19 protein-coding genes, 9 tRNA genes and 1 rRNA gene are annotated in these 22746 nt (G+C 51.5%); 2 read left to right on the top strand and 27 right to left on the bottom strand.

Annotated features, from left to right (window positions below; all coding sequences use genetic code 11):
* Nucleotides 1-482 precede the first annotated feature (482 nt).
* Genes SY83_RS11750 through SY83_RS11705 form a run of 10 tightly spaced genes read right to left on the bottom strand, consistent with a single transcriptional unit; the run spans nucleotide 483 to nucleotide 8976 of the window.
* Nucleotides 483-1433, bottom strand: a complete 951-nt coding sequence (locus SY83_RS11750; RefSeq protein ID WP_068606700.1) for a ribose-phosphate diphosphokinase — start codon at nucleotides 1431-1433, stop codon at nucleotides 483-485.
* A gap of 56 nt (nucleotides 1434-1489) precedes the next feature.
* Nucleotides 1490-2296, bottom strand: coding sequence for a histidinol-phosphatase HisJ (gene hisJ, locus SY83_RS11745; RefSeq protein WP_068606698.1), 807 nt, complete (start codon nucleotides 2294-2296; stop codon nucleotides 1490-1492).
* Between the two features lies 1 nt (nucleotide 2297).
* On the bottom strand, nucleotides 2298-3023 hold the full coding sequence (gene hisIE / locus SY83_RS11740) for a bifunctional phosphoribosyl-AMP cyclohydrolase/phosphoribosyl-ATP diphosphatase HisIE (RefSeq protein ID WP_068606696.1): 726 nt from the start codon (nucleotides 3021-3023) through the stop codon (nucleotides 2298-2300).
* Nucleotides 3020-3778: an imidazole glycerol phosphate synthase subunit HisF gene (gene hisF / locus SY83_RS11735; protein ID WP_068606694.1), complete on the bottom strand. Its 759-nt coding sequence runs from the start codon at nucleotides 3776-3778 to the stop codon at nucleotides 3020-3022. Before hisF ends, hisIE begins: the two co-directional genes overlap by 4 nt.
* 14 nt (nucleotides 3779-3792) lie before the next feature.
* On the bottom strand, nucleotides 3793-4530 hold the full coding sequence (gene hisA, locus SY83_RS11730) for a 1-(5-phosphoribosyl)-5-[(5-phosphoribosylamino)methylideneamino]imidazole-4-carboxamide isomerase (protein ID WP_068606692.1): 738 nt from the start codon (nucleotides 4528-4530) through the stop codon (nucleotides 3793-3795).
* A gap of 40 nt (nucleotides 4531-4570) precedes the next feature.
* The gene (gene hisH, locus SY83_RS11725) at nucleotides 4571-5185 is read right to left on the bottom strand and encodes an imidazole glycerol phosphate synthase subunit HisH (protein ID WP_068606690.1); all 615 of its coding nucleotides are present in this window, start codon (nucleotides 5183-5185) and stop codon (nucleotides 4571-4573) included.
* Complete coding sequence (gene hisB, locus SY83_RS11720) at nucleotides 5185-5802, bottom strand: imidazoleglycerol-phosphate dehydratase HisB (protein ID WP_068606688.1); 618 nt, start codon at nucleotides 5800-5802, stop codon at nucleotides 5185-5187. The genes hisH and hisB overlap by 1 nt, the downstream gene beginning before the upstream one ends.
* Complete coding sequence (gene hisD / locus SY83_RS11715) at nucleotides 5799-7085, bottom strand: histidinol dehydrogenase (protein ID WP_068606686.1); 1287 nt, start codon at nucleotides 7083-7085, stop codon at nucleotides 5799-5801. The genes hisB and hisD overlap by 4 nt, the downstream gene beginning before the upstream one ends.
* 41 nt (nucleotides 7086-7126) lie before the next feature.
* Nucleotides 7127-7765 (bottom strand): ATP phosphoribosyltransferase, encoded by a 639-nt coding sequence (gene hisG, locus SY83_RS11710; protein ID WP_068606684.1) that lies wholly within the window; start codon nucleotides 7763-7765, stop codon nucleotides 7127-7129.
* Nucleotides 7765-8976 carry an ATP phosphoribosyltransferase regulatory subunit gene (locus SY83_RS11705; protein ID WP_068606682.1) on the bottom strand — a complete coding sequence of 404 codons (1212 nt, stop codon included), beginning with the start codon at nucleotides 8974-8976 and terminating at the stop codon, nucleotides 7765-7767. The genes hisG and SY83_RS11705 overlap by 1 nt, the downstream gene beginning before the upstream one ends.
* A gap of 292 nt (nucleotides 8977-9268) precedes the next feature.
* Here SY83_RS11705 and SY83_RS11700 point away from each other — a divergent pair, with 292 nt between their 5' ends.
* Both SY83_RS11700 and ald read left to right on the top strand, forming a co-directional pair.
* Nucleotides 9269-10492, top strand: a complete 1224-nt coding sequence (locus tag SY83_RS11700; protein ID WP_068606680.1) for a PucR family transcriptional regulator — start codon at nucleotides 9269-9271, stop codon at nucleotides 10490-10492.
* Between the two features lie 113 nt (nucleotides 10493-10605).
* Nucleotides 10606-11721, top strand: a complete 1116-nt coding sequence (ald, locus tag SY83_RS11695; protein ID WP_068606678.1) for an alanine dehydrogenase — start codon at nucleotides 10606-10608, stop codon at nucleotides 11719-11721.
* A gap of 78 nt (nucleotides 11722-11799) precedes the next feature.
* On the opposite strand, the gene SY83_RS11690 is transcribed toward ald, so the two are convergent.
* The 17 genes from SY83_RS11690 to SY83_RS11610 all read right to left on the bottom strand — a co-directional run bounded on the left by SY83_RS11690 (nucleotide 11800) and on the right by SY83_RS11610 (nucleotide 22735).
* The gene (locus SY83_RS11690) at nucleotides 11800-12279 is read right to left on the bottom strand and encodes an acyltransferase (RefSeq protein ID WP_068606676.1); all 480 of its coding nucleotides are present in this window, start codon (nucleotides 12277-12279) and stop codon (nucleotides 11800-11802) included.
* On the bottom strand, nucleotides 12272-12934 hold the full coding sequence (ppaX, locus tag SY83_RS11685) for a pyrophosphatase PpaX (protein WP_068606673.1): 663 nt from the start codon (nucleotides 12932-12934) through the stop codon (nucleotides 12272-12274). Before ppaX ends, SY83_RS11690 begins: the two co-directional genes overlap by 8 nt.
* A gap of 32 nt (nucleotides 12935-12966) precedes the next feature.
* Nucleotides 12967-13956, bottom strand: a complete 990-nt coding sequence (gene lgt / locus SY83_RS11680) for a prolipoprotein diacylglyceryl transferase (protein WP_082882483.1) — start codon at nucleotides 13954-13956, stop codon at nucleotides 12967-12969.
* A gap of 25 nt (nucleotides 13957-13981) precedes the next feature.
* On the bottom strand, nucleotides 13982-14920 hold the full coding sequence (gene hprK, locus SY83_RS11675) for an HPr(Ser) kinase/phosphatase (RefSeq protein WP_068606671.1): 939 nt from the start codon (nucleotides 14918-14920) through the stop codon (nucleotides 13982-13984).
* 130 nt (nucleotides 14921-15050) lie between these two features.
* Nucleotides 15051-16163 (bottom strand): ABC transporter ATP-binding protein, encoded by a 1113-nt coding sequence (locus SY83_RS11670; RefSeq protein ID WP_068606669.1) that lies wholly within the window; start codon nucleotides 16161-16163, stop codon nucleotides 15051-15053.
* Between the two features lie 106 nt (nucleotides 16164-16269).
* Nucleotides 16270-17352 (bottom strand): PucR family transcriptional regulator, encoded by a 1083-nt coding sequence (locus SY83_RS11665; RefSeq protein WP_068611060.1) that lies wholly within the window; start codon nucleotides 17350-17352, stop codon nucleotides 16270-16272.
* Nucleotides 17353-17468: 116 nt separating this feature from the next.
* Entirely contained in the window at nucleotides 17469-18401 is a 933-nt protein-coding gene (locus SY83_RS11660; RefSeq protein ID WP_068606667.1) for an MraY family glycosyltransferase, read from the bottom strand.
* 186 nt (nucleotides 18402-18587) lie between these two features.
* Nucleotides 18588-18663, bottom strand: a tRNA-Lys gene (locus SY83_RS11655).
* A 20-nt stretch (nucleotides 18664-18683) separates the two neighbouring features.
* Nucleotides 18684-18769 (bottom strand) — tRNA-Tyr (locus tag SY83_RS11650).
* 15 nt (nucleotides 18770-18784) lie between these two features.
* Nucleotides 18785-18857 (bottom strand) — tRNA-Phe (locus tag SY83_RS11645).
* A gap of 22 nt (nucleotides 18858-18879) precedes the next feature.
* A tRNA-Asp gene (locus tag SY83_RS11640) sits at nucleotides 18880-18956 on the bottom strand.
* Nucleotides 18957-18984: 28 nt separating this feature from the next.
* Nucleotides 18985-19060, bottom strand: a tRNA-Thr gene (locus SY83_RS11635).
* Nucleotides 19061-19070: 10 nt separating this feature from the next.
* Nucleotides 19071-19143: transfer RNA gene (locus SY83_RS11630), tRNA-Val, on the bottom strand.
* A gap of 48 nt (nucleotides 19144-19191) precedes the next feature.
* Nucleotides 19192-19268, bottom strand: a tRNA-Met gene (locus SY83_RS11625).
* A gap of 31 nt (nucleotides 19269-19299) precedes the next feature.
* A tRNA-Ser gene (locus SY83_RS11620) sits at nucleotides 19300-19390 on the bottom strand.
* Nucleotides 19391-19512: 122 nt separating this feature from the next.
* Nucleotides 19513-22440, bottom strand: a 23S ribosomal RNA gene (locus tag SY83_RS11615).
* Between the two features lie 219 nt (nucleotides 22441-22659).
* Nucleotides 22660-22735, bottom strand: a tRNA-Ala gene (locus SY83_RS11610).
* Nucleotides 22736-22746: the final 11 nt, after the last annotated feature.

Here is a 22746-nt window from a genome sequence, read left to right as displayed (position 1 = left end):
GTCGATTTGCGGATTGCGCACCGGCATTTGTAGCGTTATCGCTGCTATTGAGTCTTTGCGAGTAGGGAGCTGCATCATTTGTCGCGTTATCACTACCATTTCGCCAGCTGGAATTATTTCCAACATTCCAACTGTGCTAACGAATCCTCTTAACACTAATTGCCTTTTTTTAGAGGTCTGCGCCATTATAACGAATCCTCATAACTTTACAACTCCTATTCCTCCGGTAAATACACCAGATGACAGCTTTAAAGCTGTGAGAATTCGTTACATCTCTAAAGCGGCTCATTTGGGCCCCATAGTGATACCATGATTCGTTAAACTTCGTTAACATCGTTAGCATTAGAAATCAATGAATTTAATATAGAATTGGTTTCTTGAAACTTATACTTTGCCAACTAAGCTGCCCACTCATCAAAGAAACAAAAAAACAGGCACCCAAGGGTACCTGTCCTGTCCTGTTAAATTCATATGTGGATAGCTTACAAACCGCCGTTGTTCTTAAACAATGTGGAGATTGATCCGCCCTGCAAAATAATCTGAATCGCATCCGCTAACAAATGAGCGATGGAGATAACCTTGAAGCGATCGGAGCAGTCCCGCGGTAACGCGATTGAATCCGTCACAACCACTTCCTTGATGCTCGGGTGATCCAGACGTTGCAGCGCCGGGCCGGAGAACACCGGATGAGTTGCACAGACATATACATCATTAGCGCCGCGCTCTTTCAAGCCTTCCACAACGTTAACGATCGTCGTGCCCGTATCAATTAAATCTTCGATAATAATCGGCGTTTGGCCTTCTACGTCACCGATAACATGCGTGATTGTAGATTCGTTATGCGCCGGGCGTTTCTTGATCATAATCGCGAACGGGGAATCCAGGTAGTTAGCCAGCTTCTCGGCCGTAGCCGCGCGGCCCGCATCCGGAGATACCACGATCGGGTTAGGAATATTCTTCGCTTTCAGGTAATCACTGATCAGATCCAATGCCGTCAGGTGATCCACCGGAATGTTGAAGAATCCTTGAATAGCAGGAGCGTGCAAATCCAGTGTAATTACACGGGTTGCGCCAACCGTTGTCAGCACATCCGCCACCATCTTCGCGGAAATCGGTTCACGCGGAGCCGCTTTACGCTCTTGTCTGGCATATCCGTAATAAGGAACAACAATATTTACAGTTCTTGCCGATGCCCGCTTAGCCGCATCAATCATAACCATCAGTTCTACAAGAGCTTCATTAATGGGGTGCGAGAACGATTGCACCAGGAACACGTCGCAATTCCGAATGGATTCTTCGTAGTGGACATAAATCTCTCCGCTCTTGAACCGGGAAAGCTTGATTCTGCCGACGGGTTGGCCCAGCTCCTTACAGATGCGGTCGACCAACTCCGGGTTTGAGGAACCGGAAAAAATGCGTATCTTGTCGTTCAACTTAAAAACCCTCCTAAAGAGATTGTAATTCTATTATACATCGTTTTTACAATAATTCAAAAATCGACACAAAACTTTCGTCTTTGTCGAAAACCTGTCAGTTGTGTATAACCGATTTCTCTAAGGAGGGCACGCGCATCATCCAAATATTGGCCAAGACGCTCGGGCTGATGCGCATCGGACCCAATGGTGACGGGAATCCCGGAATCATACGCATATTGCAGCATCCGCCGGCCGGGAAACATCTCCGCGGCAGGCGTACGCAGTCCTGATGCATTAAGCTCAATCGCCATACCTGAGGCTTTCACGGCGTCCAACGCCGCATTCTCCAGCGAAGTAACATCCCCGTCCGGCTTGAAACCAAACCGCTTAATGACATCAATATGACCGATGAAATCGTAAAATCCCGTACGGGCGGCTTTTATCACCGCATCATAGTATTGCTCGTAAACGGCGTCATGATTCTTGCCGTCCCACCCTGACGTTTGCCGAAAATCTGTAATATCCCATTCCCCAAGAAAATGCACCGAACCGATCACATAATCCCAAGGATAAGCTTCAATCAACCGGGAGATTTCCTCTTCATACCCCTCGATATAATCGCCTTCCATACCGATGCGGATATCAATCTGATCTTTATACTTCTCCTTCAACACGACACACTCTTCAAAATACCGCGGAAGCTCGTCCATAGCCATCGCCATCTCGGGATAATAGGTATCCGGGTTAACGTGAAGCAGCGGCATGTGGTCGGACAGCCCCAATTGGCTGAAACCGAGCTCAATGCCGCGCTTCACGTACTCCTCCAAGGTTCCGACCGCATGCCCGCAACGCGCATGATGGGTGTGATAATCGATCAGCATCTCAGGACTCCTGGCTTTCCGGTTTGACTTTGTTGTGACGGTTACCAAGTTCCCTGAGCACATCGTCCAAAGGCAGCTTCTGCTCGCGCAGCAAAACCAATAAGTGATAGATCAGATCACTCGCCTCGTAGCGGAGCTCGTCTTTGTCCCGATTTTTGGCCGCGATAATGACTTCAGCCGCTTCTTCCCCAACTTTTTTCAGAATCTTGTCCACACCTTTGTCGAACAGATAAGTCGTATAAGCTCCTTCAGGACGCTCCGCTTCCCGTTCCGCAATAAGGCGCTCCAACTCCCCAAGAATCTCAAAACGTCCCTGCCCTGATAACGCAGTCATACCCCCATCAGCAATTCCGGAAGTTTTCTGAGCATCCAGTCCTTCTCCAGCACCCGCCAACGCCACTTCTTCATTAAAGCAAGTGTACTTTCCGGTATGACAAGCGGGACCTTGAGGCTCCACCAGCACCAGAAGGGTGTCCGCATCACAGTCATATTTCATAGACAGTATATGCTGTGTATTCCCGCTCGTTGCGCCTTTATGCCACAATGCTTTGCGAGATCGGCTCCAAAACCAGGTTTCTCCGCTCTCCACAGAGAGCTTTAGCGATTCTTCGTTCATGTAGGCAAGCATCAATACTTCCTTGCTGGCCGCATCCTGGACAATCGCCGGCATTAGTCCGTGCGCATCCCACTTCAACTCCGCAGACAAGCCCATTCCATCCACCTTCATCGCACTTCAACTCCTTTACTTCTCAAATCGGCCTTCACTTCGCCAATCGTCATCTCTTTATAGTGAAAGATCGTAGCCGCAAGCCCCGCATCCGCAAGTCCCTCTTTAAAGATTTGGTCAAAATGTTCCACACGTCCCGCTCCGCCCGAAGCGATGACCGGAATGGAAACCAGATCGGACACCGCGCGGGTCAACCGCACATCGAACCCGTCCTTCGTGCCGTCCGCATCCATGGAAGTCAGCAGAATCTCACCCGCGCCAAGCTCCTCCGCTTGCTTCACCCAAGCCAGAGCTTTGATGCCCGTGGCGTTGCGTCCTCCGTGCGTGTAGACCTCCCATTCGCCCCAAGCTTCGTTGAACTTGGCGTCAATGGCTACCACAATGCACTGCGAGCCGAATTTACGCGCGCCTTCACTCACCAGCTCGGGGTTGCGGAGCGCCGCTGTGTTGATGCCGATTTTGTCCGCGCCCGCGCGCAGAATCCGTTTCATGTCGTCGACGTGACCGATTCCGCCGCCCACCGTAAAGGGAATGGTGATTTCGCCTGCCGTACGCCTGACCACTTCAATCATCGTCGCGCGTCCTTCCACCGAAGCGGAAATATCCAGAAACACCAGCTCATCCGCGCCTTCCTGATCATACAGGGAAGCCAGTTCCACCGGATCTCCGGCGTCTCTGAGATTCACAAAGTTAACGCCCTTAACTACGCGTCCGTCTTTTACATCCAGACAAGGGATAATTCGCTTCGCCAACATCCGCTTTCCCCCTCCTACCGCTCTAGCTCGCGTACCGCTTGGGCCAAATCAATGCTGCCCGTGTACAGCGCCTTGCCGACAATGGCGCCGCCGATGCCTTGACCCGCATGCTCCGCCAAACGTTCCAAATCGGAGAATTGGCTTACGCCGCCTGAAGCGATGACGGTTTGTCCGGATACCTTGGCCAGGGAAACAATCGCTTCCACATTAGGCCCGCCCATCATGCCGTCACGGGAAATATCGGTGAAGATAAAGGTGCGCGCCCCGTGTTCCGCAAGCTCCACCGCTAAATCTTCCGCTTTTACCTGGGACGTTTCCAGCCAACCGCGCGTGGCCACATACCCGTCACGGGCATCCAGACCGATGGCGATGCGGTCGCCGTATTCTTGGAGCACTTTTTGCACAAAAACGCGGTCTTCAATGGCAGCCGTACCCAGAATCACCCGGGACACCCCCAGCGACAACAGACGCTCAATATCCGTTTGAGTCCGCAGCCCGCCGCCGATCTGCACAGGCACTTTAACACTGCGGGCAATTTCGCCGACCAACGCGTCGTTTACCGGATGTCCCGCCTTGGCCCCGTCGAGATCCACCAGATGAATCCATGAAGCACCGCCCGCTTCCCACTCCGCAGCCGCTTCCCGGGGATCGTCATTATAAACGGTTTCCTGATTGTAATCGCCTTGCACGAGACGGACGGCTTTGCCTCCGCGAATATCGATTGCCGGATAGATGATGAATGATGATGGCATGAGTGACGCTCCCCCTATATTTTGCATCGAATACATAGATCTATTGAACTTGCCGCACCGTCAGCCGAAGGAAATTCTCAAGCAGCTTCATGCCGACTTCACCGCTTTTTTCAGGATGAAATTGCATGCCGTATACTTGCTCCCGGCCGACAACCGCGGTTACTTTTTGATAATAATCGGTTACTGCGAGAACGTCCGCCGCCTTGTCCGCAACCACATGATAGGAATGCACGAAGTAGACATGCCCCTGATCCAAGCCCCTTAGCAATGGATGCTCCGAACGGGCTTCCAAACGGTTCCATCCCATATGCGGCACCTTGTAATCTCCTTGAAACCGGACTACGCGTCCAGGCAACAGGGACAACCCCTCGTGATCCCCGTACTCCTCGCTTCGCTCAAACAAGAGCTGCATGCCCAGACAGATGCCCAGTAATGGAATTCCCGCTTCAGCCACTTTGCGCACCGATTCATCCAATCCGGTTTCCCGCAAATTCACCATGGCATCGCCAAACGCTCCAACCCCCGGCAAAATCACACCGTCCGCCGCCAGCAGCTCCGACTCCTCCGCTGTCACTTTGTACGCAAAACCCAGCCGCTCAACCGCTTTACTGACACTATGAAGATTGCCCATGCCGTAATCGATAATCGCGATCATTACAGCACTCCTTTCGTGGAAGGCACTCCTTGCACTCGCGGATCAATCGTTGTTGCTTCGTCCAGTGCGCGGCCCAGCGCCTTAAACACCGCTTCAATCATATGATGCGTGTTCTGTCCGTAATGCACGATGACATGCAGCGTAATGCGGGCTTCCAGCGCCAGCTTCCACAGAAACTCATGAACCAGCTCGGTGGAAAAGCTTCCTACTTGCGAAGAGGGATATTGTGCCCGGTATTCAAAATGGGGGCGGTTCGATATATCTATAACCACCTGCGCCAACGCCTCATCCATCGGAACGAAAACGGAAGCATAGCGTTTAATTCCTTTCTTATCGCCAAGCGCCTCGCGCAACGTCTGTCCCAGACAAATGCCGATATCTTCAACCGTATGATGATCATCGATATCCACATCGCCTTTGGCGTCCACCTTCAGGTCGAATTGGCCATGTTTCGTAAACAAATCCAGCATGTGATTCAGAAAAGGGACATCCGTTTCAATCTCCGCTTTCCCTGTGCCGTCCACACCAAAGGCCAGCGTGATGTCCGTTTCATTCGTTGTCCGGGTGATGCTTGATGCGCGTCCCGCGCTGTAGTTGCGCTGTTCCTGTTCTGTCATCCTTGTTTCCCCTCTTTCTCCAAACGGATCTCGATGGCCCGGGCATGCGCCTCCAAGCCTTCGTGCCGCGCTAAAGTCATAATTTTATGGCCGTTCTGAAGCAACGCTTCTTTACTGTAATAGATCATGGACGACTTCTTCATGAAATCATCAACATTAACCGGCGAGGAAAATCGCGCCGTCCCGTTGGTCGGGATAATATGATTCGGTCCCGCCCAATAGTCCCCGACCGGCTCCGAACTGTAGTCGCCCAGGAAGATGGCGCCGGCATTCTCGATCTTGCCCAGCATGCCGAGCGGATCCCGCACCATCAGCTCCAAATGCTCCGGCGCGAGACGGTTGATGACATCGATGCCCTCCGGCATCGATTCCACCGTCAGCACCGCGCCGAAGCTGTCGATCGACTTGCGCGCGATGTCGCGGCGCGGAAGCGATGCCAGCTGTCGCTCGACCTCGAGCGCGACAGCTTCAGCCAGCTCGGCCGAAGGCGTGACGAGGATGGCGGATGCCATCTCGTCATGTTCGGCCTGCGACAGCAGGTCGGCCGCGGCGTACGCCGGGTCGGCCGACTCGTCGGCCAGGATCGCGATCTCGCTCGGGCCGGCGAAGGAGTCGATGTCGACGACGCCGTACACGTGCCTCTTGGCCAGGGCAACGTAGATGTTGCCGGGGCCGAAGATCTTGTCCACGCGCGGAATTGACGCCGTGCCGTAAGCCAGCGCAGCGACCGCCTGCGCGCCGCCGACCCGGTAGATCTCCTTGACGCCCGCTTCCGCGGCGGCTACAAGGATGTACGGGTCGATGCCCGCTTTGCCGCCCGTAGCCGGCGGGGTGACCATGACGATCTCCGGCACACCGGCAACGATGGCGGGGATCGCGTTCATGAGCACGGACGACGGGTAAGCCGCTTTGCCGCCGGGCACGTAAACGCCTACGCGCTTTAGGGGCCGCATGATCTGACCCAGCAGCGTGCCGTCCGGCTGCAGGTCCATCCAGGACGTTCGCCGCTGTTTCTCGTGAAACAGGCGAATATTAACAGCGGCTTCGCGCAACGCGCTCAGGAACGCTTCATCGACCTTCGCGTATGCCGCCTCCACCTCCGCATCCGTTACAAGGAACTGATCCACGCTTACGCCGTCGAACTTCGCCGACAGCCGTCTGAGCGCGTCATCGCCGTCCCGCTTCACCTCGCTGATAATGTCCCGTACGGCCTCATTTTGCTCCTGTGTGCCTTGTTCGGCGTCTCTCTGTATTTGAAACTCGCTTGCTCTCATGATGCGCATGTTCTGTTGGTCCCCCGATCTGTCCTAATATCTTGCCGGCCTTACCGCTTCCCTACAGGCGCGATGATAGGCTGCAGCAAATCACACAGCTGTTGAATCGCTTCATTCTTCATCCGGTAGCTTACCCGGTTCGCAATCAGGCGGCTTGTAATGGTGAAGATCTCTTCCATTTCAACCAAGCCGTTCTCCCTGAGCGTAGCCCCGGTTTCCACCATATCCACGATCCGATCGGCCAATCCGATTAAGGGAGCCAACTCAATGGAGCCGTTCAGCTTAATCACATCGACCTGCTGTCCGCGTTCCCGGAAATATTGGGAAGCCACGCTCGGGTACTTCGTCGCTACGCGCGGGTGAATGACAGGTTTCCAGTCCGGCAGTCCGATGACAGACATCCGACAACGCGCGATTCCTAAATCCAGAAGCTCATAGACATCCTTGTTTTCTTCCATCAGCACATCTTTGCCGACGATGCCAATATCCGCCACACCATATTCCACATAAGTCGGCACGTCCACCGGTTTCGCCATAATAAATTGCATGCCCGCCTCCGGCACCGGAATAATCAGCTTACGCGACTCGTCGAAATCATCCGGAATGGGCAACCCGGCTTCGCGCAATAAGTTACAAGCTTGTTTATAGATACGCCCCTTGGGCATCGCGACCTTTAACAGCTCTTGCATCACACCCGCTCCCCTTTCAACGCGCCGATCAGCACGACTTCCTGATAGCCGCCTTCGGCTGTATAACGCGCCTTCTCCTGTTCGCATGCGGCGTCATCGCCCACAATACGCCTCGTCTCGACCATCACATTCACTTTCTCGCGGGCATACGCGGCAAACTCCAACGCTTCCCTTCGCTCTTCGGTTCGATACAATACCAGAACGCGAGCGCGCTTCTCCTGTTCCCCGCCCCGGGTTGAAACTTCAAGGATTCGAGTCGTCTTCAAGGCAAAACCGGTGGCCGGAGCGGGACGTCCGAATTGTTGAAGCAAGTTATCATAGCGGCCTCCGCTAACTACCGGAAATCCCAGATCCGCGGCATAGCCTTCGAATGTCATGCCTGTATAGTAAGAGAAGTCGCCAATCATCGTTAAATCGATGGAAACATCGTCGCATACTCCGTAATCCTGAAGTACTTCCCAGACCTGGCACAGATGGCGGATAGAAGCCTCCGCTTGCGGATTCGGACTTAGGTTTAACGCCTGCTCGCAAACTTCAAGTCCCCCGCGCAACCGCAATATTCCCTCCAGCTCTTTACGCACCGCGTCGGTTAGATCCAATTCAGAAATCAACAACCGGTAACCGACATAATCGCGGTTTAGCAAGTAGCCTTTCAAGGCAAGCTGATCCTCCGGACGGCCGTCCAGCGTTTCTTCGAACAGACCGTTCAAGAAACCGACATGGCCCATCGCGATTTTGAAAGAATCCACACCCGCCGCTTTCAAAGAGGCAATGGATAAGGCCACGACTTCCGCGTCAGCCTCGGGACTCGCGTCACCTACCAGCTCCACGCCGGTTTGATAAAATTCAGCTTCCCGACCCGCTTCCTCTTCGAAAGCCCTAAATACGTTGGAGTGATAGGATAATCGAATGGGGAAGGTCTCCTCCTTCAGCATTGAGGAAACTACGCGCGCGATGGGCGCCGTCATATCTGAACGAAGCACCAGTGTCGTGCCGCGATTGTTGAGTAACTTGAACAACTTCTTATCGGAAGTTGAACTGGCCACGCCAACCGTATCGTAATACTCCATGGACGGGGTCATAATCTGCCGATACCCCCAACCTTCCATACAATCCAGCACACTGCGCTCAATGGCGCGAAGCTTGCCGACGGCATCGGGTAAATAATCCTTCACACCGGTCGGTTTCTCAAATACTTTCGGTTTTGACACGCGATCCACCTCTGTTCCTATCTATAATTTTAATTCCCTTTTTTGCATCAAAAACATATCACTTCATTAATCTATATTCCCAGAACGCTTTAGTGCGCTACCATACTACCAAAGTAAAGTTAAACGAATTTTATCACGTAATGTTGTCTCCGTCAATCCGCAGTCCCATGATTATACCACTTTTTCCCACGGTCTATCCGCGTTTCCGTAACGGGGTTCTATATAGCTTATCATCGAAAAATTCTTTACAATAAAAGCAGTACCACTACTCATGTGTCAGAGGAGTTTCATTATGCCTAACGCTACCCCGTTCCCCCCGCGAAGCTTTAACAGTTTGGAGCACTTGGCCGACTGGATCGGGGAAACGTTGCAATGCCCTGTAACCATAGAAGATGCCAATCATCGATTGCTGGCCTATAGTTCACATAGTCCCCATACGGATTCAGCCCGAATTGCCACCATTGTTGGAAGACGCGTGCCCGAAGCCGTAATCGCGGGTCTTTGGCGCGACGGCTTTCTGCCCAGGCTTCTCGCCTCGAGCGAGCCTCTGCGAATACCGGCCATCCCGGAGATCGGCTTGGGCAGTCGCGTTGCCGTGGCCATCCGTCATCATAAGGATGTGCTCGGTTACCTCTGGCTTGCCGAAGATCCGCTTCGTCCGGAAGCCGATTACAACTCGGTACTGAGCGAAGCCGCCGCAGCTGCTGTGCCGAAACTGCTTCAGTTGCTAAACCATGCCAAACGAAATCAAGAAAGTCATCAGGACTTTTTTTGGCAGATGCTGACGGGCCATATGATTTCTCATGCATATATTGAAAGTAAAGCTTCCGCATGGGGTCTCAACTTGCCGAAGCTTTACCAGATTGCGGTACTGCAAACGGAACATAATGTCACCGAGCAGCAACTGGGGCAGTTGCATTATGTGATTTCCACAGCCGGCGCCTACTCCATTCCGTTTATGACTGCGGACGGACCGCATTTCATTGTAATGACTCAGGCGTTACCAACATCGGACGCGGCAAGAAAGTTCTATACCTTTTTGGACAAAACCCTATCCGACCGTTTCGGTATCGCATTACGCTCCTTCGGTTTCAGTAACCCGTCTGATCACTATGGCCACACGGTTGCTAAGTACAAAGAAGCGTTGGATGTGCTGAGATTCCGGCAAAGACATCCGCAGGAAGGCGCATTGTGCGTGGTGCATGCCGATCTTGGGTTCTATCGGTACCTGCCTGTCATCGCCGAACATAACCAAGCTTCAGGCTATACTAACCCTTCATTACTTAAGCTCAAAGCCTACGATCAAGAACATAACAGCGCCTTGCTGCTCACATTGCAAACTTATCTGGAGTGCGACAGCCACGCGAAGCGCGCCGCCGAGGCCCTTCACATTCATACGAATTCGCTGAACTACCGCCTTAAACGAATCTCCGAAGTCGGCTCGATTGATCTTGAACATATGAATCAGAAAGTAACCTTATATTTAGACCTGAAAGCGGACACGTTACATCTGTAAGCATTCGTATTTTTACACAAGCGAAAGATGGTGTATTTTCATTTTTGAACAATGCCGATTCGCCGTAAACTTCTTATACTGAATGTAGAACAAGCTTAAGGGGGTTGCATCAGATGATTATTGGCGTACCGAAAGAAATTAAGAACAATGAAAACCGTGTCGCGATGACGCCTGCGGGTGTGCTTGCATTTGTGAAAGCGGGTCATGAAGTGCGGATCGAGAACGGGGCCGGAACCGGCAGCGGTTTCAGCAATGAAGATTATGAACGTGCGGGAGCACTGATAATAGAACGGGCTGAAGACATTTGGGCCGGAGCGGACATGATTATGAAGGTGAAGGAGCCTCTCGCTGCGGAATATGGTTATTTCCGCGAAGGCTTGATCCTGTTCACCTACTTGCATCTTGCCGCGGAGCCGGCGCTTGCCAAAGCTCTGACGGATAGCAAAGTGACCGCTATTGCTTATGAAACAGTTTCCGTCGGCGGTACACTGCCGCTACTTACACCAATGAGTGAAGTAGCCGGACGGATGGCCGCACAGATCGGCGCGCAATTTTTGGAGAAATCCAAGGGCGGTAAAGGCGTTCTGCTCGGAGGTGTCCCAGGCGTGAGACCGGGTAAAGTCACGATCATTGGAGGCGGCGTCGTGGGCACGAACGCGGCCAAGATCGCCATCGGCCTGGGCGCCGATGTGTCGTTGATTGACTTAAACCCGGAACGTTTGCGTCAGTTGAACGATATATTCGGACCATCCTTAACAACGTTAATGTCTAATCCCTTTAACATTGCAGAAGCGGTAGCCGAATCGGATCTCGTCATCGGCGCCGTCCTTATTCCCGGCGCCAAAGCCCCTCGCTTGGTCAGCGAGGCGATGGTGCAGGCGATGCAGCCTGGCTCCGTCATCGTGGATGTGGCGATTGATCAGGGCGGTATCTTCGAAACCGTCGATCACATTACCACACACGATAACCCTACCTACACCAAGCACGGCGTGCTGCACTATGCCGTGGCCAACATGCCCGGCGCGGTGCCGCGCACATCCACGATCGCCCTGACGAACGTAACGCTGCCTTTCGCGTTACAGATCGCAGGCAAAGGCGTCGTGGAGGCGATTCGCGCCTCCACAGCGCTCGCGCTCGGCGTGAACACCGCCGGCGGCGCGGTGACGTACGAGGCGGTCGCCCGCGATTTGGGCTACACCTATGTGCCTGTGGAGCACGTGTTGCATTAGCGCACGCTCTCACGTCACAACACAAAGCCCCCGGGCTGCGAGAACAGATTCCTGTTCAGCAGCCGGGGGCTTTCTTCTTCAGCTTAAGCTCCGCAGCGGGTTGCCGCCGACGAAGGCGCCCGCCTCCACGTCGCGGTGAACCAGCGAACCGGCGGCGACTACCGCGCCGTCGCCGATCGTGATGCCGGGCAAAATTGTACAGTTTGCCCCGATCATCACGTTCGATCCAATTCGGACATCGCCGAGCCGATATTCTTTAATAAGGTATTCATGGGTGAGAATCGTGGTGTTGTACCCGATAATCGAATTATCGCCCACTCGAATCCGTTCGGGGAAGAACACGTCCACCATGACCATCAACGCAAAGGCGCTTTCCTTCCCTACCTGCATGCCCAACACATGCCGATAAATCCAGTTTTTCATCCGCAGGGACGGAGTATAACGGGTAATCTGGATGAAAATAAAATTTTTGACCGCCTTCATCCGGCTGACCGTATGATATACCTGCCACAAGGCATTCGGACCCTCGACCGGATAACGTTCCGTGTTCCTACTCATGTTCTTCTTCCTTAGCTATATCAGCTACAAGCTCCAACAGATCCGCCATCTCATGAATGATATGATCCGGATTAAAGGAGCGCAGATAATCCGCGCCTTTCATGGACCAAGCCACCCCGATTGCCGTTACACCCGCACGCTGCGCGGACAAGATGTCGGCCATGCTGTCGCCCACCATGGCTGTTCTTGCCGGATCAGCCCCTAGCGCCAGCAACGCCTTCTCCACAGGCTCAGGGTGAGGCTTGGGATGGGTTACATCATCAATTGTCACAATGACTTCCATATATTCATACAGACCTAAGAAATGCAATGCCTTCTCCGTCGTCAACCGAGCCTTCGTTGTCACAACGCCCATACGAATGCCACGGTCACGCAAACCTTCGAGCACCTCTTTCACCGCCGGAAATTCAGCCATCATTTCATCATGCCGATCCAGCATGTAGGCTCTGTAAGTCACCACTAAATCCTCTACCGCATCACGGCCCGCAAACCGTTGCATTTGCTCCGTCAGCGGCTTTCCCATCTCCGGAATAATATGCTCCCGGGTGAAGTCCGGCGGTACAATCCCTTCCAGCGCATGCAGAAAAGAAGCGATAATCAGTTCATTCGTATCGATGATGGTACCGTCTAAATCAAACAGAATCGTAGTTATCACAGCAAGCTTTCCTCTCTTCAAGCGTGGATCCGCTAGTCTTTGGGAGCCTCAGGTTTCTCTGGCGTTTGTACGGGCTTGACCGTCCCGGCTGCCGGAGCTTCCACGATGGTAATCATCTCTTTTGTTGAGACGATAGGATCTGAATAGCGTTCTTGGGCCGCCCCGGTCTTTCTGCGCACAACGATCAGCACCACAGCCACAATAATAAATAAAATAGCTAATAATTGAGAAATCCGCACATTGCCGTAGTCCATCGTTCCCGGTTCAAAAACCCCGTTCATCGGAGACCACAGCGCGTTCATTAGCCCTTCGACCCATCCCGGCGCGTCAACGGCCAAGCTGTCTGTACGCAAACCTTCAATGAAGAAGCGACCGATGGAGTACCAGATGAAATAACCCAGGAACAATTCACCCGAACGAACGAAGCGTTGTCTTCTCAACAAGAACAATACCCCGATCCCAAGCAAATTCCATAAGGACTCGTATAAAAACGTAGGATGATAAAATTGCCCTTCGATCCACATCTGATTCACGATGAAATCAGGCAGGTGCAATGTATTTCGCAGGAAAGACTCCTCCACGGGTCCGCCGTGCGCTTCCTGATTGACGAAATTGCCCCAACGGCCGATAGCCTGTCCGGCAAGCAGCGAAGGTGCCGCAATATCCGCAATTCTCCAGAAGTTGTAGCCTTTGCGCCGAATATAAATACTCGTTCCGATGATCGCTCCAATCAGCGCGCCATAGATCGCTATGCCGCCTTCCCATACCCGGATAATTTCTCCGGGATGCTGACTATAGTAATCCCACTTAAACGCGACAAAATACAGCCGGGCACCTATAATAGCGGACGGAACCCCAACCAGCAGCAAATCCATAAAGAAATCCGGGATGATGTTAAACCTTTTCCCTTCCTGAATGGCCAGGAACAAGCCAACCAAAGCTGCTGTTCCCAGTATGATTCCGTACCAATGAACACTTAACGGTCCTAATGAAAATGCAATCTTATTTAACGGTTCAACCATCGCTTCCGTTCACGTCCTTCTTCAATTAATCCATATCGTCCATTTCTTCCGCAATGGTTTCCGTCAGTTTGTTAGTAAACTGCAATGCCGCGTTATAGCCCATTCGCTTCAGGCGGAAATTCATCGCGGCCACCTCGATAATGACCGCTAAGTTACGACCAGGTCTTACCGGGATTGTAACCAGCGGCACATTCGAATCAATGATCTTCGTGGTCTCTTCATCCAATCCCAACCGATCATATTGCTTATCCTGCTGCCAGGTTTCAAGCTTAACGACAACACTGATGCTCTTGACGTTCCGGATCGCCCCTGCGCCGAACAACGTCATCACGTTAATAATGCCGACGCCGCGAATTTCGAGCAGATGTTTAATAAGCTCCGGGGCATTTCCATGAAGTACATTATCCGCTGTCTGGCGGATCTCGACCGCATCATCTGCTATCAGGCGATGTCCGCGCTTCACCAGTTCCAACGCGGTTTCACTCTTCCCGATTCCGCTGCTCCCCGTAATCAACATCCCTACCCCGTAGACATCCACCAGAACTCCGTGAATCGTCGTAGAAGGCGCAAGCCGGTTCTCCAGAAAGTCGGTAATTCGGCTCGAGAGAACCGTTGTAGGTGCGCTGCTGCGAAGTAATGGCACACCGGCATGATTCGTAGCTTCTATAATCTCAGGTGGAATGTCCATGCCACGGGTAACACAGATGCAGGGTGTATCTTCTGCACAGAGACGTTGAATCCGATCAATTCGATCCGCCTGTGATAATGTATCAAAGAACGTAAGTTCCGTCTTACCCAGAATCTGAACCCGTTCGCTTGGATGATATGTAAAGTAGCCGGCCATCTCAAGACCCGGACGATATAAGTCCGCAACGGTAATATTCCGCTTTAACCCCTGCTCGCCCGCAATGATCTCCAGTTGAAACCGTTGTATTAATTCGGTGACTTTGACTCGCTTCGCCATGTCTTCTCTCTCCGTTTCTTGAAACACCTATTGTTAACATCGTAATGGAATTGAATTTGATTTTCAACTGAAACCCAAAAAGACCGGGACAGATACTTAAAGTATCCCCCGGTCTTTCCATAGAATGCGATTAGATCGCGAGTTCGGACTCTTTATCGAAGATATGAATTTTGTTCATATCAATGGCAAGCTTCACGTTGTTGCCTTCTTTCAAACCGGAACGTCCATCTACACGAGCCGTTGTAGTGCCTGTACCGATGCCTTCCAGGGAAAGGAGCATTTCGTGACCCAAGTTCTCAGCAACTTCGATATGAGCATTTACAATGCTGTTCGGCGATGCTTCCAGGAAGATTGCTTCTTCATGAAGATCTTCAGGACGAATGCCCAGAATCACTTCTTTACCGGATAGACCTTTCTCACGAAGGGATTTCGCTTTACCTTCAGGAATAGCTACATCGATACCAGTCGTCTTGAAGCGAAGTTCGCCGTTCGACTCGGACAACAGACCGTTGATGAAGTTCATCGACGGGGATCCGATAAATCCTGCAACGAAGATGTTTACAGGGCTGTTGTACAGTTCAGTAGGTGTAGCTGCTTGTTGAATGATACCGTCTTTCATAACAACGATCCGATCACCCATTGTCATTGCTTCTACTTGGTCATGCGTTACGTAGATAACGGTTGTTTCCAAACGCTTAGCCAATTTGATGATTTCCGCGCGCATCTGGCCGCGAAGTTTAGCATCCAAGTTGGAAAGCGGCTCATCCATCAAGAAGACTTGCGGTTCACGAACGATCGCACGACCAAGCGCGACACGTTGACGCTGACCACCGGACAGAGCTTTAGGCTTACGGTCTAACAAATGTTCGATATCTAGAATCTTAGCCGCTTCGCGTACACGCTTGTCGATATCGGCTTTCTTGAACTTACGAAGCTTCAAGCCGAACGCCATGTTCTGGTATACGTTCATATGCGGGTAAAGAGCGTAGGATTGGAATACCATCGCGATATCGCGATCTTTAGGTGCAACGTCATTCACAAGACGGTCGCCGATGTACAGATTACCTTCGGAAATTTCCTCAAGACCTGCGATCATACGAAGCGTTGTGGACTTACCGCAACCGGAAGGACCAACCAGTACCAAGAATTCCTTATCTTTGATATCTAAGTCGAAGTCTTTAACCGTTACGAGATCGCTACCGGGATATTTCTTGAAAATATGTTCTAAGCGTACGCCTGCCATGAGTGAGATCCCCCTAAACAAGATTGATTTATTGGATGAACATTTACTGTACCTTTATCTTACCTTAGCGCTTACATTTTGACTATGCACAATCCCTACAAAAAAATTACTTCCTTTTCGTTACTTTGTACAATAACAAGGAGATCTTGACTAATACAGCTTGGGAGAAGTTCCGAACGTCCAGACCCGTTTCCCCTTTGAACTTATCCAAACGGTATAAGAGCGTATTGCGGTGTATGTAGAGCTTCTTGGCCGTTTCACTGACATTGCAATCTAACAGAAAGAAAGTTTCCAGCGTCGCTAACGTTTCCGCGTCCAGCACTTTATCGATTCCTTTAAGCACTTGTTCCATGAATTGCGTTTTGTTGTTCTCCGTAAGACCGTTCAACAGCCTCTCCAATCGGAGCATCCATGCCAGATGAATCGTATTCCCCACATTATATTTGCGCCCCAACACAACGGTTTCTCTCAAATCCGCTACTGTAGCGAGCAAGGACTTTGCCGGGATCATCGGATAATGCACCGATAGATGACATTCGGGCACCCACTCGCTTGCGACCATTTCGTAAAGACCTGAAGCCAGCGAAGTCAAAGCTTCCTCGAGCGTCTCTTCCGGACCCTCTTCCTTCGTTTCCTCCGTTCCGTTCTGCAGAAGCGTTTCAGAAGCCAGAATCAGCCACTCTTTATCCAATAGAGGGATAAGAATCAACTCATCATCAAAAAAAGCTTCCAACAAACGTTTTAACTCCCCGTAGGCATCAGGACGTTGTTCAGTATCGTCGGCATAGAGCAGCAGCGGAATTTTGGATACATATAGCGTATTCATGGCTGCCAAGGCATCCGGCAGATCCGTTTGGAGCTGGTTGCTGTGCAGATGTTCAACGATCCATTGACCCAGGTGTCCGGCTTTCGTTTCTTCATCCGTAATTTCCGTCACGGCCACATGTTCCTTAAAGGCGCGAATAGTTAACTCCGTTAAGGATCTTTCGGATACGGTAATCATGCCCTCGTCAACGGTGAATGCGGCAATGCTGCCATCTTTCAACGGATACAACGGAAACCATACAATATGCTCAGACACGAAACTCTTATGGAGATCCTCAGGTGCTGCCACTTCTTGAATGTACGTCAATTGAATCGGAGCGTTCAGAATGCCCTCTAATTTCTTGCGAATACGTTCCCAGTCCATGATTTCTCCCGACCTCATTTATCTAGTTTCTCTTTGCCACTATTGTAACACACGATAAAGAGCCCTTCAGCAAAAACCGAGGGGCATGCAAGGTTCCGTATCGATTCAAAGTATAATTAATTCAGCAATACCAGGGTCAAAACGGATAATAATGCGAACAACACACCTACGAGGTACAAAAATGACACCGTCTGCGTTTGTGATAATCCCCATTTCATTAGGGAATGATGCGTATGCAGTTTATCGGCTTTGTGCAGACCTTTATTCTCCAGAAACCTGCGCGTGAATACAATCGTCGTGTCCAAAATAGGCACACCTAAGGCCAGAATGGGTACCAGCCAGGTCTTGAAAGCGCCGTCTACCGCGGTAACCGCGAGCGTAAATCCGAGGAACGTGGCGCCTGCGTCGCCCAGAAATATTTTGGCCGGATGAAAGTTAAAGAATAAGAACGCCATGCAAGCCCCAGCCACCACTGCTGCCATCAGAGCCGTTCCCTCTTGCCCTTTATATAGTGCCAATGCGAATAAGGTTACAGAAGCGATTAACGCGATTCCTGTGGCTAAACCGTCTACACCGTCAATGAAATTTATCATATTGGTCAGGGAAAAGACCCACAACATCGTAGCTACAATCACCAACCATCCCGGCAAAAAGAACATGCTCTTCGTTGCCCAATTGGTCACGCCTACAATTTCAATTCCAAACCACAGCGGAACCGAAGATACAATCGTATAAACAATTAATCGCGGCCAGACGGCAAAATCTTTTCCTCTCGTCTTGTACCAGTCGTCCAGTAAACCAATGGAAACCAGCATGATCCCTCCGACCAACAAAGTGCCTGTACGATCCGTCCATCCGTCAAAAATAAACATACACAAAATAATGGCGATAAACACGGCAGCTCCCCCAAGCAAAGGGATGGGAACGGCATGAATTTTACGTTGGTTCGGGCGGTCTACGAAGTTGAAGCGTATGGCCAGTTTTCTCATGACCGGCACGAAGGCGCTGACCAGAATGATACTGCATATTAAGGGAATGACATAAGACATGTAATGGGGATTCCTCCTTTCAAGGCCTGTTCATATCGTTACCTAAAAGGAGAATGGGCATACGGTGGATCGGTCCGAAAAATGACATTAAAAAAACCCTCGGCATCGTGGGTACGACACCAAAGGTTAATAGGTTATGTAATGATATTATACATTCTTACTTAACACACATAGTGTAGGTAAAAATGGTGAGCCATGTAGGATTCGAACCTACGACACCCTGATTAAAAGTCAGGTGCTCTACCAGCTGAGCTAATGGCTCTTGCAATGAAATATGAACTATGGTGGAGGATGATGGATTCGAACCACCGAACTCGTCAGAGAGCAGATTTACAGTCTGCCGTGTTTAGCCACTTCACTAATCCTCCATATTGAATTAAAGGTGGCTCGGGACGGAATCGAACCGCCGACACGAGGATTTTCAGTCCTCTGCTCTACCGACTGAGCTACCGAGCCATATAATGTTTCGATGAAGGAATGGCGGAGCCGACGGGATTCGAACCCGCGGTCTCCTGCGTGACAGGCAGGCATGTTAGGCCTCTACACCACGGCTCCATGACATTCTTCTTCATATAAATTTAAGTGGTGCCGTCGAGAGGACTTGAACCCCCAACCTACTGATTACAAGTCAGTTGCTCTACCAGTTGAGCTACAACGGCAAGGTATGAATGGAGGCTGAGGGGATCGAACCCCCGACCCTCTGCTTGTAAGGCAGATGCTCTCCCAGCTGAGCTAAGCCTCCATATGAAACTAGCAATAATTGATATCATTCATAGATCAAAAGTAGAAATGGTAGCGGCGAAGGGGATCGAACCCCCGACCTTACGGGTATGAACCGTACGCTCTAGCCAGCTGAGCTACACCGCCACATTGAAATTCATTCAGGCAAGAAATCATCTGGCGGAGAGAGAGGGATTCGAACCCTCGCACCGCTTGCGCAGTCTAACCCCTTAGCAGAGGGTCCCCTTGAGCCACTTGGGTATCTCCCCGTGTTAAAGCTCACTCAGTGATTAATTATTCCCTGAAAACTGAATGTGAATGAATGAGAGCTTTGCTTGCAAAGCTAGCTTCGTAAGCATGCTCAACGCGTTAACCTGTTAATTCAGGTCATTTGGATAAGCCCTCGACCGATTAGTATTCGTCAGCTCCATGCATTGCTGCACTTCCACCCCGAACCTATCAACCTCGTCGTCTTCAAGGGGTCTTACTAAATTGGGAAATCTCATCTTGAGGGGGGCTTCGCGCTTAGATGCTTTCAGCGCTTATCCCGTCCGTACATAGCTACCCAGCGATGCCTCTGGCGAGACAACTGGTACACCAGCGGTACGTCCATCCCGGTCCTCTCGTACTAAGGACAGCTCCTCTCAAATTTCCTGCGCCCACGACAGATAGGGACCGAACTGTCTCACGACGTTCTGAACCCAGCTCGCGTACCGCTTTAATGGGCGAACAGCCCAACCCTTGGGACCTACTTCAGCCCCAGGATGCGATGAGCCGACATCGAGGTGCCAAACCTCCCCGTCGATGTGGACTCTTGGGGGAGATAAGCCTGTTATCCCCAGGGTAGCTTTTATCCGTTGAGCGATGGCCCTTCCATGCGGTACCACCGGATCACTAAGCCCGACTTTCGTCCCTGCTCGACCTGTATGTCTCGCAGTCAAGCTCCCTTATGCCTTTGCACTCTTCGAATGATTTCCAACCATTCTGAGGGAACCTTGGGGCGCCTCCGTTACTCTTTAGGAGGCGACCGCCCCAGTCAAACTGCCCACCTGACACTGTCCCTCACCCGGTTTCACGGGCGCAGGTTAGAACTCCGATACGATCAGGGTGGTATCCCAACGGCGCCTCCGGCGAAGCTTGCGCTCCGCCTTCTCAGGCTCCCACCTATCCTGTACAGATCGTACCAAAGTCCAATATCAAGCTGCAGTAAAGCTCCATGGGGTCTTTCCGTCTTGTCGCGGGTAACCTGCATCTTCACAGGTATTAAAATTTCACCGGATCTCTCGTTGAGACAGCGCCCAAGTCGTTACGCCATTCGTGCGGGTCAGAATTTACCTGACAAGGAATTTCGCTACCTTAGGACCGTTATAGTTACGGCCGCCGTTTACTGGGGCTTCGGTTCACAGCTTCGGACTAGTCCTAACCGCTCCCCTTAACCTTCCAGCACCGGGCAGGCGTCAGCCCGTATACTTCGCCTTACGGCTTCGCACAGACCTGTGTTTTTGCTAAACAGTCGCTTGGGCCTTTTCACTGCGGCCCCCTCGGGCTATTCACCCTACCGAGGCACCCCTTCTCCCGAAGTTACGGGGTCATTTTGCCGAGTTCCTTAACGAGAGTTCTTCCGCGCGCCTTAGAATACTCTTCTCGCCTACCTGTGTCGGTTTGCGGTACGGGCACCATCACCTGGCTAGAGGCTTTTCTCGGCAGCCAGAGTACATGTTCTTCGCTACTTATATTTCGCTCCCCATCACAGCCCAGCCTTACGATGTGCGGATTTACCTACACATCAGCCTCACTGCTTGGACAGGCTATTCCATCAGCCTGCAACGTTCCCCTTCTGCGTCACCCCATTGCTCATAACGGCTTACGGTGGTACAGGAATATCAACCTGTTGTCCTTCGACTACGCCTTTCGGCCTCGCCTTAGGTCCCGACTAACCCTGAGCGGACGAGCCTTCCTCAGGAATCCTTAGGCTTTCGGCGGACAAGATTCTCACTTGTCTTTTCGTTACTTATACCGGCATTCTCACTTGTATGCTGTCCAGCGCTCCTTACGGTACACCTTCAACCCACATACAACGCTCCCCTACCACTGATCTTACGATCAATCCATAGCTTCGGTGGCGTGTTTAGCCCCGTTACATTTTCGGCGCAGAGTCACTCGACCAGTGAGCTATTACGCACTCTTTAAATGGTGGCTGCTTCTAAGCCAACATCCTGGTTGTCTGTGCAACTCCACATCCTTTCCCACTTAACACACACTTGGGGACCTTAGCTGATGGTCTGGGCTGTTTCCCTCTTGACGATGGATCTTAGCACTCACCGTCTGACTCCTGGCTATAAGTCTATGGCATTCGGAGTTTGACTGAGCTTGGTAACCCTTGGCGGGCCCCGCACCCAATCAGTGCTCTACCTCCACGACTCTAGAATCCAAGGCTAGCCCTAAAGCTATTTCGGGGAGAACCAGCTATCTCCGAGTTCGATTGGAATTTCTCCGCTACCCCCACCTCATCCCCGCATTTTTCAACATGCGTGGGTTCGGGCCTCCAGTGAGTGTTACCTCACCTTCACCCTGGACAGGGGTAGATCACTCGGTTTCGGGTCTACACCCACGTACTTAATCGCCCTATTCAGACTCGCTTTCGCTGCGGCTACGGCTTCTCACCTTAACCTTGCACGTGAACGTAACTCGCCGGTTCATTCTACAAAAGGCACGCCATCACCCATAGATCGGGCTCTGACTTTTTGTAAGCACACGGTTTCAGGTTCTATTTCACTCCGCTCCCGCGGTCCTTTTCACCTTTCCCTCACGGTACTGCTTCACTATCGGTCGCTAGGAAGTATTTAGCCTTACCAGATGGTCCTGGCGGATTCATACGGGGTTTCACGTGTCCCGCACTACTCGGGATCCGTCTCGGAGAGAATGGACTTTCAGGTACAGGGCTGTTACCTGCTATGGCGGGCCTTTCCAGACCTCTTCGCTTAACCCATTCCTTTGTAACTCCGTGTGAGACGTCCCACAACCCCGGTAAGCAAGCTTACCGGTTTAGGCTCCTCCGCGTTCGCTCGCCGCTACTGACGGAATCACTATTGTTTTCTCTTCCTCAGGGTACTTAGATGTTTCAGTTCCCCTGGTATGCCTCTTCTTAACCTATGAATTCAGTTAAGAGTGACTGTACATTACTACAGCCGGGTTTCCCCATTCGGACATCCCCGGATCAAAGCCTGCTTACGGCTCCCCGAGGCATTTCGTCGTTCGCCACGTCCTTCTTCGGCTCCTAGCGCCTAGGCATCCTCCGTGTGCTCTTAATAGCTTATCCTAAGCTAATAAAAATTAGAGATGTTACTAGCGGATCTTGCGATCCTTGCGTTGTATGTCTGAATGTTTCCTGAAGCAGAGCTTCAATCAACGAATCAGACTCACTCATTCACTATCCAGTTTTCAAGGAACAAAACGTTATATACTGTCAGAAACGACAGCTAAAACATCTTACCATATACGCTCTTCGATTTCAACTTGTAAAATCTAGGAGTTTGTTTGGTGGAGCCAAGCGGGATCGAACCGCTGACCTCCTGCTTGCAAGGCAGGCGCTCTCCCAGCTGAGCTATGGCCCCGTAATGTACCC

The sequence above is a fragment of the Paenibacillus swuensis genome (assembly GCF_001644605.1).
Lineage (GTDB): Bacteria > Bacillota > Bacilli > Paenibacillales > DY6 > Paenibacillus_N > Paenibacillus_N swuensis.
The sequence above is the reverse complement of the archived record's forward strand: the minus strand, read 5'-3'. Positions and strand labels throughout refer to the sequence as shown.

What these genes read in the sequence shown, in the direction of transcription:
- hisIE (WP_068606696.1), bottom strand. Translation starts at nt 3,023, where the DNA reads ATGAAGGTGGATGGAATGGGCTTGTCTGCGGAGTTGAAGTGGGATGCG.
- hisD (WP_068606686.1), bottom strand. Translation starts at nt 7,085, where the DNA reads ATGCGCATCATGAGAGCAAGCGAGTTTCAAATACAGAGAGACGCCGAA.
- hisF (WP_068606694.1), bottom strand. Translation starts at nt 3,778, where the DNA reads ATGTTGGCGAAGCGAATTATCCCTTGTCTGGATGTAAAAGACGGACGC.
- ald (WP_068606678.1), top strand. Translation starts at nt 10,606, where the DNA reads ATGATTATTGGCGTACCGAAAGAAATTAAGAACAATGAAAACCGTGTC.
- hisG (WP_068606684.1), bottom strand. Translation starts at nt 7,765, where the DNA reads ATGCAAGAGCTGTTAAAGGTCGCGATGCCCAAGGGGCGTATCTATAAA.
- lgt (WP_082882483.1), bottom strand. Translation starts at nt 13,956, where the DNA reads ATGGTTGAACCGTTAAATAAGATTGCATTTTCATTAGGACCGTTAAGT.
- hisA (WP_068606692.1), bottom strand. Translation starts at nt 4,530, where the DNA reads ATGCCATCATCATTCATCATCTATCCGGCAATCGATATTCGCGGAGGC.
- hisJ (WP_068606698.1), bottom strand. Translation starts at nt 2,296, where the DNA reads ATGCTGATCGATTATCACACCCATCATGCGCGTTGCGGGCATGCGGTC.
- SY83_RS11670 (WP_068606669.1), bottom strand. Translation starts at nt 16,163, where the DNA reads ATGGCAGGCGTACGCTTAGAACATATTTTCAAGAAATATCCCGGTAGC.
- SY83_RS11665 (WP_068611060.1), bottom strand. Translation starts at nt 17,352, where the DNA reads ATGGACTGGGAACGTATTCGCAAGAAATTAGAGGGCATTCTGAACGCT.
- SY83_RS11700 (WP_068606680.1), top strand. Translation starts at nt 9,269, where the DNA reads ATGCCTAACGCTACCCCGTTCCCCCCGCGAAGCTTTAACAGTTTGGAG.
- hisB (WP_068606688.1), bottom strand. Translation starts at nt 5,802, where the DNA reads ATGACAGAACAGGAACAGCGCAACTACAGCGCGGGACGCGCATCAAGC.
- hisH (WP_068606690.1), bottom strand. Translation starts at nt 5,185, where the DNA reads ATGATCGCGATTATCGATTACGGCATGGGCAATCTTCATAGTGTCAGT.
- SY83_RS11690 (WP_068606676.1), bottom strand. Translation starts at nt 12,279, where the DNA reads ATGAGTAGGAACACGGAACGTTATCCGGTCGAGGGTCCGAATGCCTTG.
- hprK (WP_068606671.1), bottom strand. Translation starts at nt 14,920, where the DNA reads ATGGCGAAGCGAGTCAAAGTCACCGAATTAATACAACGGTTTCAACTG.
- SY83_RS11660 (WP_068606667.1), bottom strand. Translation starts at nt 18,401, where the DNA reads ATGTCTTATGTCATTCCCTTAATATGCAGTATCATTCTGGTCAGCGCC.